Consider the following 14,814-nt stretch of genomic DNA (forward strand, 5'->3'; position numbering starts at 1 on the left):
TTCACTTCCCTCTTGGTGGGGCAGACCTTTTAGGTGTCGCCCTCATAGCGCCCGTCTTTTTGGGCTTTGGCAGCAAAGGCTGTCACTTCCCCTGCCGCTAGCTTCTGCGCTTGTCCCACCCAGTTGTCTCGGCTGACGCGACCTTTGAACCCAACAAGGTTCTGATCCGCCCATGCCACTTCCGCCTCGCCCCACTTGGCGATTTGGTCGTAATGGAAAAAGCCCATTCCGTGTAGCATGCTTTCCAGCTTTGGGCCTACACCCTTGATCAACTTAAGATCATCCGCCCCAGCCTTGCGCGGCGCTTTCATGGTGCGGGGCTTTTTGCCCGCCCCTGCCGCAGCGGTATCAGCGGCAGGCTTTTTGGCCTCTGCCCCCTTTGCGGCGGCTTTAGGCTTGGCTTTGGAGGTGGCTTTTTCCGCCGCCGCCGCGATCTTTTCTGAGACCTTCGCGGACCCTGCGGATTTTGCTGATCCTGCGGATTTCGCGGCAGGCTTCTTGCCGGTGTTGGCGGCCTTGCCTTGCCACGGGGCCAGCAAAGGCACCTCAGTGCCGTCGATGCGCTTGACCGTGTCGCCAATATCGACCGCCAGCTGGGCGGAGGCGTTATACTGCGTCTTGCCGCTGTCGTGGTCTTTGAGGCTGGTCAGACCGGCTAAAGGCTCTGCCGCGAACCGCCCGTTCTGCGGCCCGGGCGTGGGCACCTTGCCTGCGGCCAGATCGTCCAGCAGCGCGATGAGCTTATCGCCCGTCAGATCTTCGTAATAGTCTTTGCCGATCTGGGCCATCGGCGCGTTGGAACAGGCCCCCAGACATTCGACCTCTTCCCAGGAAAATTTGCCATCCGCGGAAAGCTGATGGGCGTTCGGCGCGATTTTCTCTTTGCAGATCGACACCAGATCTTCGGCCCCGCAGATCATGCAGGACGTGGTGCCGCAAATCTGGATATGTGCCACAGAACCAACCGGTTGCAGCTGGAACATGAAGTAGAACGTCGCCACCTCAAGCCCGCGGATATAGGCCATGCCCAACATCTCTGAGACATGTTCAATCGCAGGACGGCTGAGCCAGCCCTCCTGCTCTTGCGCGCGCCACAACAGCGGGATGATCGCTGAGGCCTGACGCCCCTCGGGATATTTGGTGATCTGCGCCTCAGCCCACGCCTGATTGGCGGGGGTAAACGCAAAGCTGTCGGGTTGTTCTGGGTGGAGGCGTCTTAGCATCGAAGTCCAGTCCTAGTTCTCAGTTCCAGCAGCATCCGCGCCGCTTGTGTATGTCATATGGCCCCCGTGCTGGTCAGCCAGTGTTGTCTTCGGGCCTAAGCTTCGCAGGCCCACCGCGTTCATGCGCGCATGGGCGCTGAAACGCCCACCCCTTTGTCACGCCGCGTCAAAACCTTGCCCGTCAGGACCACAGCCACCCCGATCAAACCAACCGGTGCCCGGTCCGCCTGAGCCGTGCTGCTCACCGGTCAATCTCTCCGAACACCACGTCCATGGTGCCGATGATCGCGGCCACATCAGCCAGCTGATGCCCCTTGGAGACATGGTCCATCGCCTGCAGGTGCAAGAACCCCGGCGCGCGCAGCTTGGCGCGGTAGGGTTTGTTGGTGCCATCGGCCACCAGATAGACGCCGAATTCGCCCTTGGGGGCCTCAACCGCGCAATAAACCTCGCCCTCAGGGACGTGGAAGCCTTCGGTATAAAGCTTGAAGTGGTGGATCAGGCTTTCCATGTTTTGCTTCATGTCAGAGCGGCTGGGCGGTGTGATCTTGCCACGTGCCAAGACATCGCCCTGCCCCTCAGGCGCGCGCAGTTTGGCAATCGCCTGCTGGATGATGAAAGTGGACTGGCGCATCTCTTCCATGCGGCACAGATAGCGATCATAACAATCGCCGTTCTTGCCCACCGGCACCTGGAACTCAAACTCATCGTAGCATTCATAGGGCTGCGCGCGGCGCAGATCCCAGGCCAGGCCAGAGCCGCGCACCATTACGCCAGAAAAGCCGTAGTTGAGGATGTCTTCCTCGCTCACCACGCCGATATCCACGTTGCGCTGTTTGAAGATGCGGTTTTCGGTCAGCAGCGTGTCGATGTCGACCATGAAGCCAGTTAGGAACTGCTCCGCCCAGGCCTCCATATCATCCAAGAGCGCATCCGGCAGGTCCTGATGCACGCCTCCGGGGCGGAAATAGGCCGCGTGTAGACGCGCACCGCAGGCCCGTTCGTAGAACACCATCAGCTGCTCACGCTCTTCAAAACCCCACAGCGGCGGGGTCAGCGCGCCCACGTCCAACGCCTGCGTGGTGATGTTCAGCAGGTGGTTCAGCACGCGGCCAATCTCGCAAAAGAGCACGCGGATCAGCGAGGCGCGGCGCGGCACTTGCGTGCCGGTCAGTTTTTCAATGGCCAAACACCAGGCGTGTTCCTGGTTCATCGGGGCCACGTAATCGAGCCGGTCGAAATACGGCAGGTTTTGCAGATACGTCCGGCTTTCCATCAGCTTTTCGGTGCCACGGTGCAGCAGGCCGATGTGGGGATCGCAACGCTCTACAATCTCGCCGTCCAGCTCAAGCACCAGGCGCAAAACGCCATGTGCCGCAGGGTGTTGCGGACCAAAGTTAATGTTGAAATTGCGGATCTTCTGTTCCCCAGTGACCGCATCAACTGAGCCGTCATCATAGGTGTTGGTGCGAATATCGCCGTCCATCATTTGCGCCCTTTCAAGAGCTTGTCATTCGGGCGCTTATCCTCCGCCCGCACCGGGATCGCCACGTTGTCACGGGCCCCCATCAGGTCTGCAATCAATTCTTCCAGAAACTTAATCATCACAGTTTCTCCAACTCTTGCAGTTTAAGGCCCATCCACCACAGCAGCGCGATGGTGCCCAGCGGCACAAGACAGACCGCCGCCCAGTATTTGTTGATGCCAAAGAACGGCAGCAGTTTCACCATGGGGATGGCCGTCAGCGCCGAAAGGATCAGCCACCAAAAGCCCTCCATCAGCTTGCCTCCGCCTTGTCATCACCCGGCAGGATGTATTCCGCCCCTTCCCAGGGGCTCATAAAGTCAAACTGGCGGTATTCCTGCACCAGGTTCACCGGCTCATAGACCACGCGCTTTTGCGCCTCGTCATAGCGCACCTCGGTGTAGCCCGTTGTTGGGAAATCCTTGCGCAGCGGATAGCCACGGAAACCGTAATCCGTCAGAATGCGGCGCAGATCAGGGTGACCTGAGAACAGGATGCCGAACATATCGAAGACTTCACGCTCAAACCAGTTGGCGCTGGGGTGCACATCCACAAGGCTGGGCACCATGTCCTTTTCCCGCACAGCCACACGCAGCCGGATGCGCTGGTTTTGGTACATGGACAGGAAATGGTAGACGACGTCAAAGCGTTTGGCGCGGCCCGCGTAATCCACCGCCGTAATATCAACGAGAGTGGAGAAACGGCACGTCGGGTCTGATTTCAGAAACTCGGTCAGCAGCGCGATGTTGGTCAGCGTGACGTCAAGGTTTAGCTCATCATGGGTGACATCCCAGGCCAGCACGCAATCCGGGCGCTTGGCCTCAATGTAGGCCCCAAGTTCTTGCAGCGCGTCACTCATCTTACAATTGTCCCTGTCCGGCGCATCTTTTTCTGCAATTGGAGGATCCCATAAAGCAGCGCCTCTGCCGTGGGCGGGCAGCCTGGCACATAGATGTCGACCGGGACGATCCGGTCACAGCCGCGCACCACGGAATAGCTATAGTGGTAATAGCCGCCGCCATTGGCACAAGACCCCATGGAGATCACATAGCGCGGCTCTGGCATCTGGTCGTAGACCTTGCGCAGCGCGGGTGCCATTTTGTTGGTCAGCGTGCCCGCCACGATCATCAGATCCGACTGGCGGGGGAGGCCCGTGGGGCCGTGCCAAAGCGTTCCAGGTCATAGCGCGGCATGGAGGTGTGCATCATCTCAACCGCGCAGCAGGCCAACCCGAAAGTCATCCAGTGCAGCGAGCCTGTACGCGCCCAGTTGATCACATCCGCGGAGGAGGTGACCAGAAAACCCTTGTCTTGCAGCGCATCGTTGATCGCCCGCGCGCCTGCATCTTTGTCCGCACCTGCGGTGTTGCCACCGTATGCGCCTGCGTCGGTTACTGCCATTCCAACGCTCCTTTTTTCCATTCATAGGCAAAGCCCGCCGTCAGCACGGCCAGGAACACCATCATTGACCAAAACCCGACCATTGAGATGTCTTTGAACGCGACAGCCCAGGGGAAGAGGAAAGCAATTTCCAGATCAAAAATGATGAACAGGATGGAGACGAGGTAGAAGCGCACGTCAAACTTCATCCGCGCATCGTCAAAGGCGTTGAACCCGCATTCGTAAGCCGAGACTTTTTCAGGATCCGGGTTGCGCACGGCAAGCACAACGGCCGCCAAGATCAGGACCAACCCCAACCCTATCGCCACGCCAAGAAACATCAGGATCGGCAGGTATTCCCGCAGCATATCGTCCAAGGGAGGCTCCTTTTGGCTGTGCCGTCCACATGGCTGGTGTGGACGCTGGCTGAACGTCTGAAAACGGTCTACCGCTATCGCTCAGAAGGGTCAACGGGATCAGGATTGTAAAACCGTCGCAGGCGGGGGTTTTTACACAGGTGCCTGAATGCTGGGCCCGAGGCGGTGCCCATGGCTGCGCAGCCCACTGTTGGGCCGCGCCGGGTTAATGGTTCGATGTCAAAATATCAGACAAGCGCGTGACGTTCTTGCCCTCAGCCTTCACATCCATGCTCCATTGAATGAAATACGCCTTGCTTTTGGCCTTGGACGTCACCAGGCCCTTCTTGGCGGCACCGGCATCCGCATCGCCTGACGATTTTTGATAGGTGCTGAGTTTCTTAAGCTCCTTGTCAGCGACTTGCTCAAAATTCTTCTGCGCGACCTTGACCTTTTTCAACGCCTTTTCAGCCGCTTGTGCTGTGTTCTTGGCTTCCTTCTCCACTTTGGCAAAGTTGGGATAGGGAATAGGCACGGCAGGCGGCTTTTCTGTTTTGCACGCCCGCGGGTCCAGCTTTACCATCTTGTCGCACGCCGCATGAGAGGCCGTCATCGCCTGGCCCAAAACCTCAACCGCCGCCTCAAGCTCGCGCTGCGCTTTGATCAGCGCCTTGGTATCCGCTGGTGTCTTTTGTGTCTTGGCCACCGCCTCACGCAGCGTCTTGGACGGGGTAAAGTCTTTCTTCTCTGGTTTCTTGAAGTTGATGGCCATTAGCCCCTCCTTTTCGCCAAATATGCAAAGCCTAAGTGCAAATTTGCAAATTGCAAAGATTGTTCAGATCATCCAAGCCGCCTTGCGTTTGTCAAAGAAGGCATCAATCCCCTCAGCCGCCTCCGGCGTCTCCCAGCGATCCGCCAAAGCCTCAATCGACATCGCCACTGCCTGCTCAGACGCCAGCCCGCCCAGGTCCTGCGCCAGCTTCTTGGCCGCCGCAACGGCCCCCGGTGCGCAGCTCAGATAGGGCACCACCTCTGCCTCAATCGCGGCGTCCAGATCCTCCACTGGCACCGCTTGCGCCAGCAACCCCAATGCGACCGCCTCTTGCGCACCAAACAGCCGCGAGGACATAAAGACGCGCCGCGCGCGCCCCTCCCCCATGCGCGCGATGATATAAGGCCCGATCGTGGCCGGGATGATCCCCAGCCGCGTCTCCGTCAGCCCCATCTTGAGCCCATCTACACCAATCGCTACGTCACAGACCGCCGCCATGCCCACACCGCCGCCAAAGGCGTTGCCCTGCACCTTGCCAATCAGCGGTTTGGGCAAACGGTTGAGCGCGCCCAACATCCCGGCAAGCTTGCCGGCCTCTGTTGCACGGGTGGCGCGGTCCATCTCGCGTTGCGCCCGCATCCAGGCCAGATCGCCACCGGCGCAAAAACTCTTGCCCGCCCCCGTCAAGATCACGACCCGCACTGTGTCATCGGCCCCCAGCTGCACTGCTGCCTGGGTCAGCTCCTCCAGCATCTGGGCCGACATCGCATTGTGCTTGTCAGGCCGGTTCAAACGCAGCGTGGCCACCCCACGGGCATCGGTCTCCAGCGTCAGGGTCTCAAACATCGCGCATCCCCCGCGCCAGCGCTGCGGCCTCTTCGATCACGGCTTGGTCCAGCCCGGTCTCATACCCCAACCCGGTCAGATGCGCATTGACCGCCTCTGTCGCCACATTGCCTGCAGCCCCCGGCGCAAAGGGGCAACCACCCAAGCCCCCCACAGCGGCATCAAAAACCCGCACGCCCAGCGCCAAAGAGGCGTCGATGTTGTCCATCGCCCGGCCGTGCGTGTCATGATAATGCCCTGCCAGCCGCCCCACCGGGACCACATCGCGCACCGCCAACAGCATCCGCGCAATCCGGTCAGGCGTGCCCGCACCAATAGTGTCGCCCAATGAAATCTCATAACACCCCATCGCAAAAAGCGCATCCGCCACCTCAGCCACCGCCGCAGGGGCCACAGGGCCGTCATAGGGACAATCCACCACACATGAGACATAGCCCCGCACCGGCAAATCGATATGCCGGGCTTCCTCCAACAAAGGCCGGAACCGCGCCAGGTTCTCGGCGATGCTGGCATTGGTGTTCTTCTGGCTGAACCCTTCTGAGGCCGCGCCAAAGACCGCAATCTCATCCGCCCCCGCTGCCAGCGCGTCCTGATACCCCCGCATGTTGGGCGTCAACGCCGCATAGCGGATGCCATCCCCGCGCTTGATCCCCGCCAGCACCGCACCAGAAGAGGCCATCTGCGGCACCCACTTGGGCGAGACAAAAGACGCACATTCAATACGCCGAAACCCCGCATCGCTCAGCCGGTCTACCAGCGCAATCTTTTCCGCCACCGGAATATCGCGCGCCTCGTTCTGCAGCCCATCCCTTGGACCCACCTCAAATATCTCGCACGGCCCCATACTCATGCCACATCCCCCCGCTTCATCTTTCCAATAAAACTCATATCACCCTAAGCCTCAGCCACCGGCCAAGGCGGATAGAACGATTGCGCATAGATCCCCATCTGAGCCGGCAGTGATTTTTGAAACGCCGCCCGCGCCGATATCCGTTCAAACCAGGCCGCCACCGCCGGATGCTGATCCAGCTTCACGAAAAACTGCCCCATATAGACCGCCTGCCCCACTGAAATATCTGCCGCAGAAAAGCCCGACGTCAGCAGATAGTCGCGGTTCTCCACCGGTGTAGACAACCGCGCTTCAATCGCATCATAGCATTTCGCCACCCGCGCGGCTTCTAGTTTCATCACGATGGGGCTGCGCATATGATCTTCGCGCAGGGCGATGTGTTGCTGCGTGAGGGCGGCCAAATGCTGGCTGATGGTTTCGGCAAAATGCACCCAGACCAGCCAGGCCATACGATCCGGCGCGCCAACAGACCGGCCCAGATGATCCGGACTGAACCTCTCACACAAATATTCGGTGATCGCCCCGGTCTCAAACATCCGCTCTCCGTCGATCTCCAGGGCAGGCACCCGGCCCGCCGGCGACAGGCTCAGATAACTTGGATCGCGCAGGGATTTGTCAAAGGCATAGACCTTCACCTCAAAAGGCACCTCCAGCTCATAAAGCAGCCACAACGACCGCATCGACCGGGTCTGCGGGCAATGATGCAAGGTGATCATGCTGCCGCCTCCTCTGGCTCAAGACGCACAAGGGCGGCACCGGCCTCAACCTGATCGCCTTGCTGGGCCAACACCTCTGCCACCACACCATCGCGCTGCGCCAAAAGCGCATGTTCCATCTTCATGGCCTCCAGGATGGCAAGCCGGTCGCCCGCTTTTACAGCCGCGCCCACCTGCGCATCCACCTGCCGCACCAGGCCCGGCATTGGCGCTTCAATCAGGTTGCCATCACCCGCCGCCCCACTGGCCTGGGCCAGCGGATCCACAACCTCAAAGGTCATGCCGTAGCTTTCAAAAACCGTCAGCACACCATCATGCACCGCCACAGGTGCCGCAGGTGCCCCGCCCACGCGCCAGCCCGCGCCCGCCCGAACGGCCTCCACCTCCTGGCCCTCCACTGTCCAAACCTGGTGATCTGGCGCGATGACGCGCACCTTCAGGAGATGCGCCTCTCCTTCCCAGGATAGCATCACCTGCCGCCGCAAGGGCCGCCACAGATGAAACCCGGCCATGTCACCAGGTTCCAGCAGATCTAGGGCCGCCATCCCCGCCAAAGCCGCATGGCGCGGCGCGACCGCCGCAGGCTGGGTCAGCGCCTCAATATCGCGCGCAATAAGACCTGTATCCACTTCGCCACGCCCGAACCCCTCGTGCGCGGCCAAGGCACCCAAAAACGCCAGGTTCGTCACAGTGCCGCCCACCTCAACCCCGGCCAAAGCCGCGCGCAGCTTCGACAGCGCGACCGCCCGCGTGGGCCCGTGTACAATCACCTTTGCAATCATCGGATCGTAGAAAGGAGATATGGTGTCCCCAGCCCGCACCCCACTGTCTGCCCGGGTCTGAGGCGTGAAGCGCAAATGCGTCAGCCTGCCCGTTGCTGGCAAAAACCCCGCAGGCACATCCTCTGCATAAAGCCGCGCTTCAAAGGCATGACCTGAGATCGCAAGCGCGTCCTGCGCGACCGGCAAAGCCTCACCCGCTGCCACCCGCAACTGCCATTCGACAAGATCCACACCCGTGATCATCTCAGTGACCGGATGCTCCACCTGCAACCGCGTGTTCATCTCCATGAAAAAGAAGCCATCGGGGCGCAATCCATCTGAGCCGTCGACGATAAACTCAACCGTGCCTGCCCCTTTATAGCCAATCGCCTCGGCGGCCCGGACCGCCGCAGCCCCCATCGCATCGCGCATCTCTTGGGTCATGCCTGGTGCGGGCGCTTCTTCGATCACTTTCTGATGTCGGCGCTGCAACGAACAATCGCGTTCGAACAGATGCACCGCCCGCTGCCCGTCGCCGAAAATCTGCACCTCAATGTGCCGCGGCTGGGCCACGAATTTCTCCACCAAAACATCCGCGTTGCCAAAGGCGGTTTTTGCCTCCGAACGCGCGCTGTCGAGCGCCGCCTGAAACCCCTCTTCAGCCTCAACCAAGCGCATCCCCTTGCCGCCGCCCCCGGCGACTGCCTTGATCAACACCGGATAGCCGATCTTGCCGGCCTCTTGCGCCAACAAGGCGTCATCCTGATCAGTCCCGTGATACCCCGGCACCACCGGCACACCTGCCTCGACCATCAGGGCTTTGGCTGCGTCTTTCAGTCCCATTGCGCGAATGGCATCGGCTGAGGGGCCAATAAATGTCAGCCCGGCGGCCTCAACCGCGGCCACAAAATCAGGGTTCTCGGACAAAAAACCATAGCCCGGATGGATCGCCTGGGCACCTGCATCAAGAGCGGCCTGAATGATCACATCGCCGCGCAAATAGCTCTCCGCCGGGGCTGAGCCGCCGATATGCACCGCCACATCCGCCAAAGCCACATGTTTGGCCCCCGCGTCCGCGTCCGAATAGACCGCAACTGAGCGCACCCCCATAGCACGCGCCGTTTCCATCACCCGGCAGGCAATCTCCCCCCGGTTTGCAATCAGGATCGTGTCAAACATCGCGCCGTCCCCTCATCTTCATCTTTCCAAATACAATTCCGGGGTCCGGGGCAGCGCCCCGAAAATCCCTGCGCTCACATCCTGAACACACCAAAACGGGTTTGCTCAATCGGCGCACAAAGCGACGCCGACAGGCTTAGAAACAACACATCGCGGGATTTGCGCGGATCGATGATCCCGTCATCCCAAAGCCGCGCTGAGGCATAAAGCGGATGGCTTTGTTCCTCGAACATATCAATGGTGGGCTGTTTGAACGCGGCCTCTTCTTGGTCCGACCAACTGCCGCCGCCGCGCTCAATCGCGTCGCGCTTGACGGTGGCCAGCACCCCCGCCGCTTGCGGCCCGCCCATCACCGATATCCGCGCATTGGGCCAGGTCCACAAAAACCGCGGCCGGTACGCGCGCCCGGACATGCCATAGTTTCCGGCCCCAAAAGAGCCGCCAACAAGCATCGTGATCTTGGGCACGGCTGTGGTGGCCACAGCCGTCACCATCTTGGCCCCATGCCGCGCGATGCCTTCGTTTTCATACTTCCGCCCCACCATGAAACCAGTGATGTTTTGCAGAAAAACCAATGGGATGCGCCGCTGAGAACACAGCTCAATGAAATGCGCGCCCTTTTGCGCGGCTTCTGAAAACAACACGCCGTTGTTGGCAATGATGCCAATGGGACAGCCTTTGAGATGGGCAAAGCCGCAAACCAGCGTTTCGCCAAAGCGCGCCTTGAACTCATCAAAACGTGAGCCATCGACCAACCGCGCGATCACCTCTCGGATGTCGTAAGGCGTACGCAGATCGGCGGGCACCACGCCCAGCATTTCATCCGGGTCATAGGCGGGCGGCTCAGGGCTTTCCCATTGCACCGTGCTTGGCTTTGTGCGGTTAAGCTGCGCCACCGCACGGCGCGCCAGCGCCAGTGCGTGGGCGTCGTCTTCGGCAAGGTAATCCGCCACCCCCGACAGGCGGGTATGCACATCCCCGCCCCCCAGATCCTCGGCTGAGACCACTTCTCCCGTGGCCGCTTTGACCAGCGGGGGACCAGCAAGAAAGATCGTGCCCTGCTCTTTGACGATAATGGTCACATCCGACATCGCCGGCACATAGGCCCCGCCCGCCGTACAAGACCCCATCACCACTGCAATCTGCGGGATGCCCATCGCGGACATGCGCGCCTGATTGTAAAAGATCGCGCCAAAGTGGTCGCGGTCGGGGAACACTTCATCCTGATTGGGCAGGTTCGCCCCGCCGGAATCGACGAGGTAAATGCAGGGCAAATGGTTTGCCTCGGCGATCTCTTGGGCGCGAAGATGTTTTTTCACAGTCATCGGGTAGTAGGTCCCGCCCTTCACCGTGGCATCATTGCAGACAACCATAACCTCTTGGCCCTGCACCCGCCCAATGCCCGCAATCACACCCGCGCAAGGGGCCGCCCCATCATAAAGCCCATGTGCAGCCGTTGCACCGACCTCCAAAAAAGGCGCGCCGGGATCAAGCAGGTTCGACACCCGCTCACGCGGGAGCATCTTGCCCCGGCTTTCATGGCGCGCGCGCGATTTCTCGCCGCCGCCCAGCGCTGCGGCCTCAGCCGCGTCGCGCACCTGAGCCAGGGCGGCAAGATGGGCAGCCGTGTTGGCCTTGAAGGTGTCAGAGGAGGGCAGCGCCTGTGAGGACAGTTTCACATCAATAGCCTTTCTTATCGCGCAACTCGATCGCGCGTTCCGCTGTTTCCAGCATCATACAATTGGCAAATACGATCTGCCGGATAGAGCCGCCGCCCCAGCGGGCATAGTCCAACCCGCATTCCGCGTCGCGGTACGCGATCCAGGCGCGTTGCGCATCGCGCAACACATCGCCCAGGGCCGGATCCTGTGCGGTCAAAGCAGCGCGAACGGCCTTATATTCGCGGTTCAGCAAGGCATCCCAAGCCGCTGTTTCCTCTTGGATACAACCGACAATGCCAATGGTCGTGTCATCCCCAGCGGCCTGACAGGCATCTGCTGCCAGCCCAATGCAAGGCGGCGCAACCTCCCCCGGTCCGGCCTCAGCAAAGCAGGCCTGCACCGGGTTTGCATCCGCCGCTTGCGCCCAGACGCCACCTGCCGCACATAAAAACGCCGCCATCATCGCCCTTTTCATCCCGTCCCCTCCGCTGCTGCGCGTGCCTTGAGCTCTTTGCGGATCACCTTGCCCGTCACGGTCATCGGCAGGCTCTCTACAAAGCTCACTTCGCGCGGGTAGGAATACCGCGCCAACCGCTCTTTCACCCAAGCCTGCAAGTCCTCCGCGCTGACCGTGGCTTGCGGTTTGCGCACCACATAGGCTTTCACAATCTCGGTCCGCAGCGCATCGGGTTTGCCGACGACACCGCAGGTCGCAACATCTGGATGGGTCAGCAGGCAATCTTCAATCTCAGCTGGCCCAATGCGGTAGCCTGCTGAGGTGATCACGTCGTCTTCCCGCCCCACAAACCGCAGATACGCGCCCTCCCAGATGCCCCGATCCCCGGTCAGCATCCAATCGCCGCGAAACTTTTGTGCCGTCGCCTCCGGCTTGTTCCAATAGCGCAGCATCATCGCCGCAGAGCCGCGTCTGACCGCGACATCGCCTTCCTGCGTCGTGCTGTTGCCATCTGGATCAATCACTGCAACCTCATGTCCGGGCACGGGTTTACCGATGCACCCCGGTTTGGCCGCAAAGGCCGCCCCACAGGATGAGACGACCATGTTACATTCCGTTTGGCCATAAAATTCGTTGATCTCCAGGCCAAAGGCACCCCGCCCCCAGGCCAGCATTTCGGCACCCAGCGGCTCGCCCCCGCTGGCCACTGTGCGCAGGCCTGGCACCTCAGCCGCCTCCGCTTTCAACATGCGCAGGGCTGTTGGCGGGAAAAAGACATTGCGCACCTGGGCTGCCGCGATCACCTGCTGGCACCCAGCGACTGAGAACTTTGGCATCCGCGTGGCCACCACCGGCACGCCCAGCGCCAGCCCCGGCATCAACACGTCAAAAAGCCCCCCGATCCAGGCCCAATCCGCCGGGGTCCACAAACAATCCCCCGCCTGCCCCAAGCCATCATGGCTGACCGCGACACCGGGCAGATGGCCAGTGAGGACACGGTGCGCGTGCAAGGCCCCTTTCGGTTTACCGGTGGTGCCAGAGGTGTAGATCAGCACTGCCGGATCTTCAGCGCTGGTTTGGCAAAATGGTACGGCCTCACCCGGCTCACCTGCCGTCTCTGCCAGCCACGGCGTGGCCAAATCTCCAAGCTGGGCGGCCCCTTCTACATCGGTCAAGACAATCTCACAGCCCGCATCCTGAATGCGCGAGGCCAGTGCGTCATGTTGGAACAACTTAAAAAGCGGCACGGAAACCGCGCCAATCTTCCAAATCGCCAGATGCGCCGCCGCGCACCAGGGCGACTGGCTGAGCAGGACGCCAACGCGGTCACCCCGCGCCACTTTCGCGCGCAAGGCACGGGCCAATCCATCCACCCTCTCACCCAGCTCCGCAAAACTGACGTCCCGGCGGTGCGCACCTGTCAGATCAACAATAGCGGTCTGCGCGCCAGGCTGGGCCAGACATTGCGCCGCCATGTTCAACGCAGCCGGCACATCCCAGGCCCCATCCGCTGAAAGCCCCGGCAACTTCATGTCTCAGGCGCCCTCTGTGGCGGGTCTTGCAGCACCCTGCCAAACCGGTCGACCCTGTATTGGGTCACCTCCCCCCGACACCTGCACAGCGGATGATCAGCCAAGCCGCCCCAACAGGATCAGGCATGGCAGCACAATCGGTCACCTGCGCGCCCTCCGGCCCCTCAGCCACATAAAGTGCTGCATAGTGGTTGATGACATCTGTTTCCGTCATGTTGGATGCCACAAACCCCGCGCGGTAGACAAAAAGCCCCGTCACCAGCGTCAAAACGCCCAAAGGAAACCACCACAGCCAGCGCGGCACGGGCCTAGCCCATCGCCGCCAGCATTTCTCGCCCAACCAGCATGCGCCGGATTTCTGAAGTGCCCGCCCCGATTTCCATCAACTTGGCATCCCGGAAAATGCGCCCCACCGCGTTGTCGCTCAGATAGCCCGCACCGCCCATGGCCTGCACCGCCTGATGCGCCTGCACCATCGCCTGCTCTGAGGCATAAAGACAGCATGCCGCCGCATCCGCGCGCGTGACATCCCCCCGATCACAGGCCTGGGCCACGCTATAGACATAGGCGCGCGCGGAATTCATCGCGGTATACATATCCGCCATCTTACCCTGCATCAGCTGGAAAGAGCCGATGGGCTGCCCAAACTGCTTACGCTCAGCCATATAGGGCATGATCTCATCCAGACAGGCGGCCATGATCCCCAGCCCAATGCCCGCCAAAACAACCCGCTCATAATCCAGGCCAGACATCAAAACAGCCACGCCGCGGCCCTCTTCGCCCAGAACATTCTCAAACGGCACTTCGACATCTTCAAAAATCAGCTCAGCCGTGTTGGACCCACGCATGCCCAACTTGTCAAAATGCGCAGAGGTGGAAAAACCCTTCATATCCTTATCGATCAGAAACGCGGTGATCCCCTTGGATCCTGCATCCGCATCAGACTTGGCATAGACCACCAGCGTCTGGGCATCCGGCCCATTGGTGATCCAGTATTTGTTGCCATTCAAACGGTAATGGTCATTGCGCTTTTCTGCGCGCAGCTTCATCGACACCACATCGCTGCCCGCCGATGTCTCCGACATCGCCAAGGCACCCACATGCTCGCCCGAACACAGCTTGGGCAAAAACTGCGCGCGCTGCGCGTCGGTGCCGTTCAGCTTGATCTGATTGACGCAAAGGTTGGAATGCGCGCCATAAGACAACGACACCGACGCAGATGCGCGCGCGATTTCTTCAACAGCAACCGTATGCGCCACATAGCCCATGCCAGAGCCGCCATAGTCTTCCCCAACCGTGATCCCCAACAAGCCCAGCGCGCCCATCTCGGTCCAAAGCTCTGAGGGAAATGCATTCTGCTTGTCGATTTCCGCGGCCATGGGCTTTACGCGCTCTTGCGCCCACCGATGGACCATGTCGCGCATGCCCTCGATGTCTTCGCCCAAATCAAACTTCATACTGGCATTAAACATCAGCCCCCTCCTCCGCGGGTTAATGAACGCTTGTTCAATACGTAGCGATCCCCGCCCCGTTGGTCAACGATTCCCCCTCTCTGGGA

Annotated in this window: 16 protein-coding genes and 1 pseudogene; all 17 read right to left on the bottom strand. The window is 60.7% G+C overall.

What is annotated here, in order from left to right:
* Positions 1-29: 29 nt before the first annotated feature.
* Positions 30-1,223 (bottom strand): NADH-quinone oxidoreductase subunit E, encoded by a 1,194-nt coding sequence (locus ACZ1HM_RS13030; RefSeq protein WP_472743146.1) that lies wholly within the window; start codon positions 1,221-1,223, stop codon positions 30-32.
* 119 nt (positions 1,224-1,342) lie between these two features.
* Positions 1,343-1,468 carry a hypothetical protein gene (locus ACZ1HM_RS13035; protein ID WP_472743147.1) on the bottom strand — a complete coding sequence of 42 codons (126 nt, stop codon included), beginning with the start codon at positions 1,466-1,468 and terminating at the stop codon, positions 1,343-1,345.
* Complete coding sequence (locus ACZ1HM_RS13040; RefSeq protein WP_472743148.1) at positions 1,465-2,712, bottom strand: NADH-quinone oxidoreductase subunit D; 1,248 nt, start codon at positions 2,710-2,712, stop codon at positions 1,465-1,467. The genes ACZ1HM_RS13035 and ACZ1HM_RS13040 overlap by 4 nt, the downstream gene beginning before the upstream one ends.
* Positions 2,713-2,827: 115 nt before the next feature.
* Positions 2,828-3,001, bottom strand: coding sequence for a hypothetical protein (locus tag ACZ1HM_RS13045; protein WP_472743149.1), 174 nt, complete (start codon positions 2,999-3,001; stop codon positions 2,828-2,830).
* Positions 3,001-3,606 (bottom strand): NADH-quinone oxidoreductase subunit C, encoded by a 606-nt coding sequence (locus ACZ1HM_RS13050; protein ID WP_472743150.1) that lies wholly within the window; start codon positions 3,604-3,606, stop codon positions 3,001-3,003. Before ACZ1HM_RS13050 ends, ACZ1HM_RS13045 begins: the two co-directional genes overlap by 1 nt.
* Positions 3,603-4,147, bottom strand: a pseudogene (locus ACZ1HM_RS13055) (NuoB/complex I 20 kDa subunit family protein). The gene ACZ1HM_RS13050 and the pseudogene ACZ1HM_RS13055 overlap by 4 nt, the downstream one beginning before the upstream one ends.
* Positions 4,138-4,503 (bottom strand): NADH-quinone oxidoreductase subunit A, encoded by a 366-nt coding sequence (locus tag ACZ1HM_RS13060; protein ID WP_472743151.1) that lies wholly within the window; start codon positions 4,501-4,503, stop codon positions 4,138-4,140. Before ACZ1HM_RS13060 ends, ACZ1HM_RS13055 begins: the two are co-directional and overlap by 10 nt.
* Positions 4,504-4,708: 205 nt before the next feature.
* Entirely contained in the window at positions 4,709-5,254 is a 546-nt protein-coding gene (locus ACZ1HM_RS13065) for a DUF4150 domain-containing protein (protein ID WP_472743152.1), read from the bottom strand.
* 63 nt (positions 5,255-5,317) lie between these two features.
* Positions 5,318-6,100 (bottom strand): crotonase/enoyl-CoA hydratase family protein, encoded by a 783-nt coding sequence (locus ACZ1HM_RS13070; protein ID WP_472743153.1) that lies wholly within the window; start codon positions 6,098-6,100, stop codon positions 5,318-5,320.
* The gene (locus ACZ1HM_RS13075; protein ID WP_472743154.1) at positions 6,093-6,950 is read right to left on the bottom strand and encodes a hydroxymethylglutaryl-CoA lyase; all 858 of its coding nucleotides are present in this window, start codon (positions 6,948-6,950) and stop codon (positions 6,093-6,095) included. The genes ACZ1HM_RS13070 and ACZ1HM_RS13075 overlap by 8 nt, the downstream gene beginning before the upstream one ends.
* Positions 6,951-6,994: 44 nt before the next feature.
* Positions 6,995-7,666, bottom strand: coding sequence for a glutathione S-transferase family protein (locus ACZ1HM_RS13080; RefSeq protein WP_472743155.1), 672 nt, complete (start codon positions 7,664-7,666; stop codon positions 6,995-6,997).
* Positions 7,663-9,606 carry an ATP-binding protein gene (locus ACZ1HM_RS13085; protein WP_472743156.1) on the bottom strand — a complete coding sequence of 648 codons (1,944 nt, stop codon included), beginning with the start codon at positions 9,604-9,606 and terminating at the stop codon, positions 7,663-7,665. The genes ACZ1HM_RS13080 and ACZ1HM_RS13085 overlap by 4 nt, the downstream gene beginning before the upstream one ends.
* A 74-nt stretch (positions 9,607-9,680) precedes the next feature.
* Entirely contained in the window at positions 9,681-11,285 is a 1,605-nt protein-coding gene (locus tag ACZ1HM_RS13090; protein ID WP_472743157.1) for a carboxyl transferase domain-containing protein, read from the bottom strand.
* 1 nt (position 11,286) lies between these two features.
* A complete protein-coding gene (locus ACZ1HM_RS13095; protein WP_472743158.1) occupies positions 11,287-11,742 on the bottom strand; it encodes a lysozyme inhibitor LprI family protein in 456 nt (151 codons plus the stop codon).
* Entirely contained in the window at positions 11,739-13,256 is a 1,518-nt protein-coding gene (locus ACZ1HM_RS13100) for an AMP-binding protein (protein WP_472743159.1), read from the bottom strand. The genes ACZ1HM_RS13095 and ACZ1HM_RS13100 overlap by 4 nt, the downstream gene beginning before the upstream one ends.
* Before the next feature lie 64 nt (positions 13,257-13,320).
* Positions 13,321-13,560, bottom strand: coding sequence for a hypothetical protein (locus tag ACZ1HM_RS13105; RefSeq protein ID WP_472743160.1), 240 nt, complete (start codon positions 13,558-13,560; stop codon positions 13,321-13,323).
* Between the two features lie 4 nt (positions 13,561-13,564).
* Complete coding sequence (locus tag ACZ1HM_RS13110) at positions 13,565-14,728, bottom strand: acyl-CoA dehydrogenase family protein (RefSeq protein WP_472743161.1); 1,164 nt, start codon at positions 14,726-14,728, stop codon at positions 13,565-13,567.
* Between the last annotated feature and the right edge of the window lie 86 nt (positions 14,729-14,814).

The sequence above is a fragment of the Sulfitobacter sp. GN1-4 genome, from assembly GCF_055693825.1.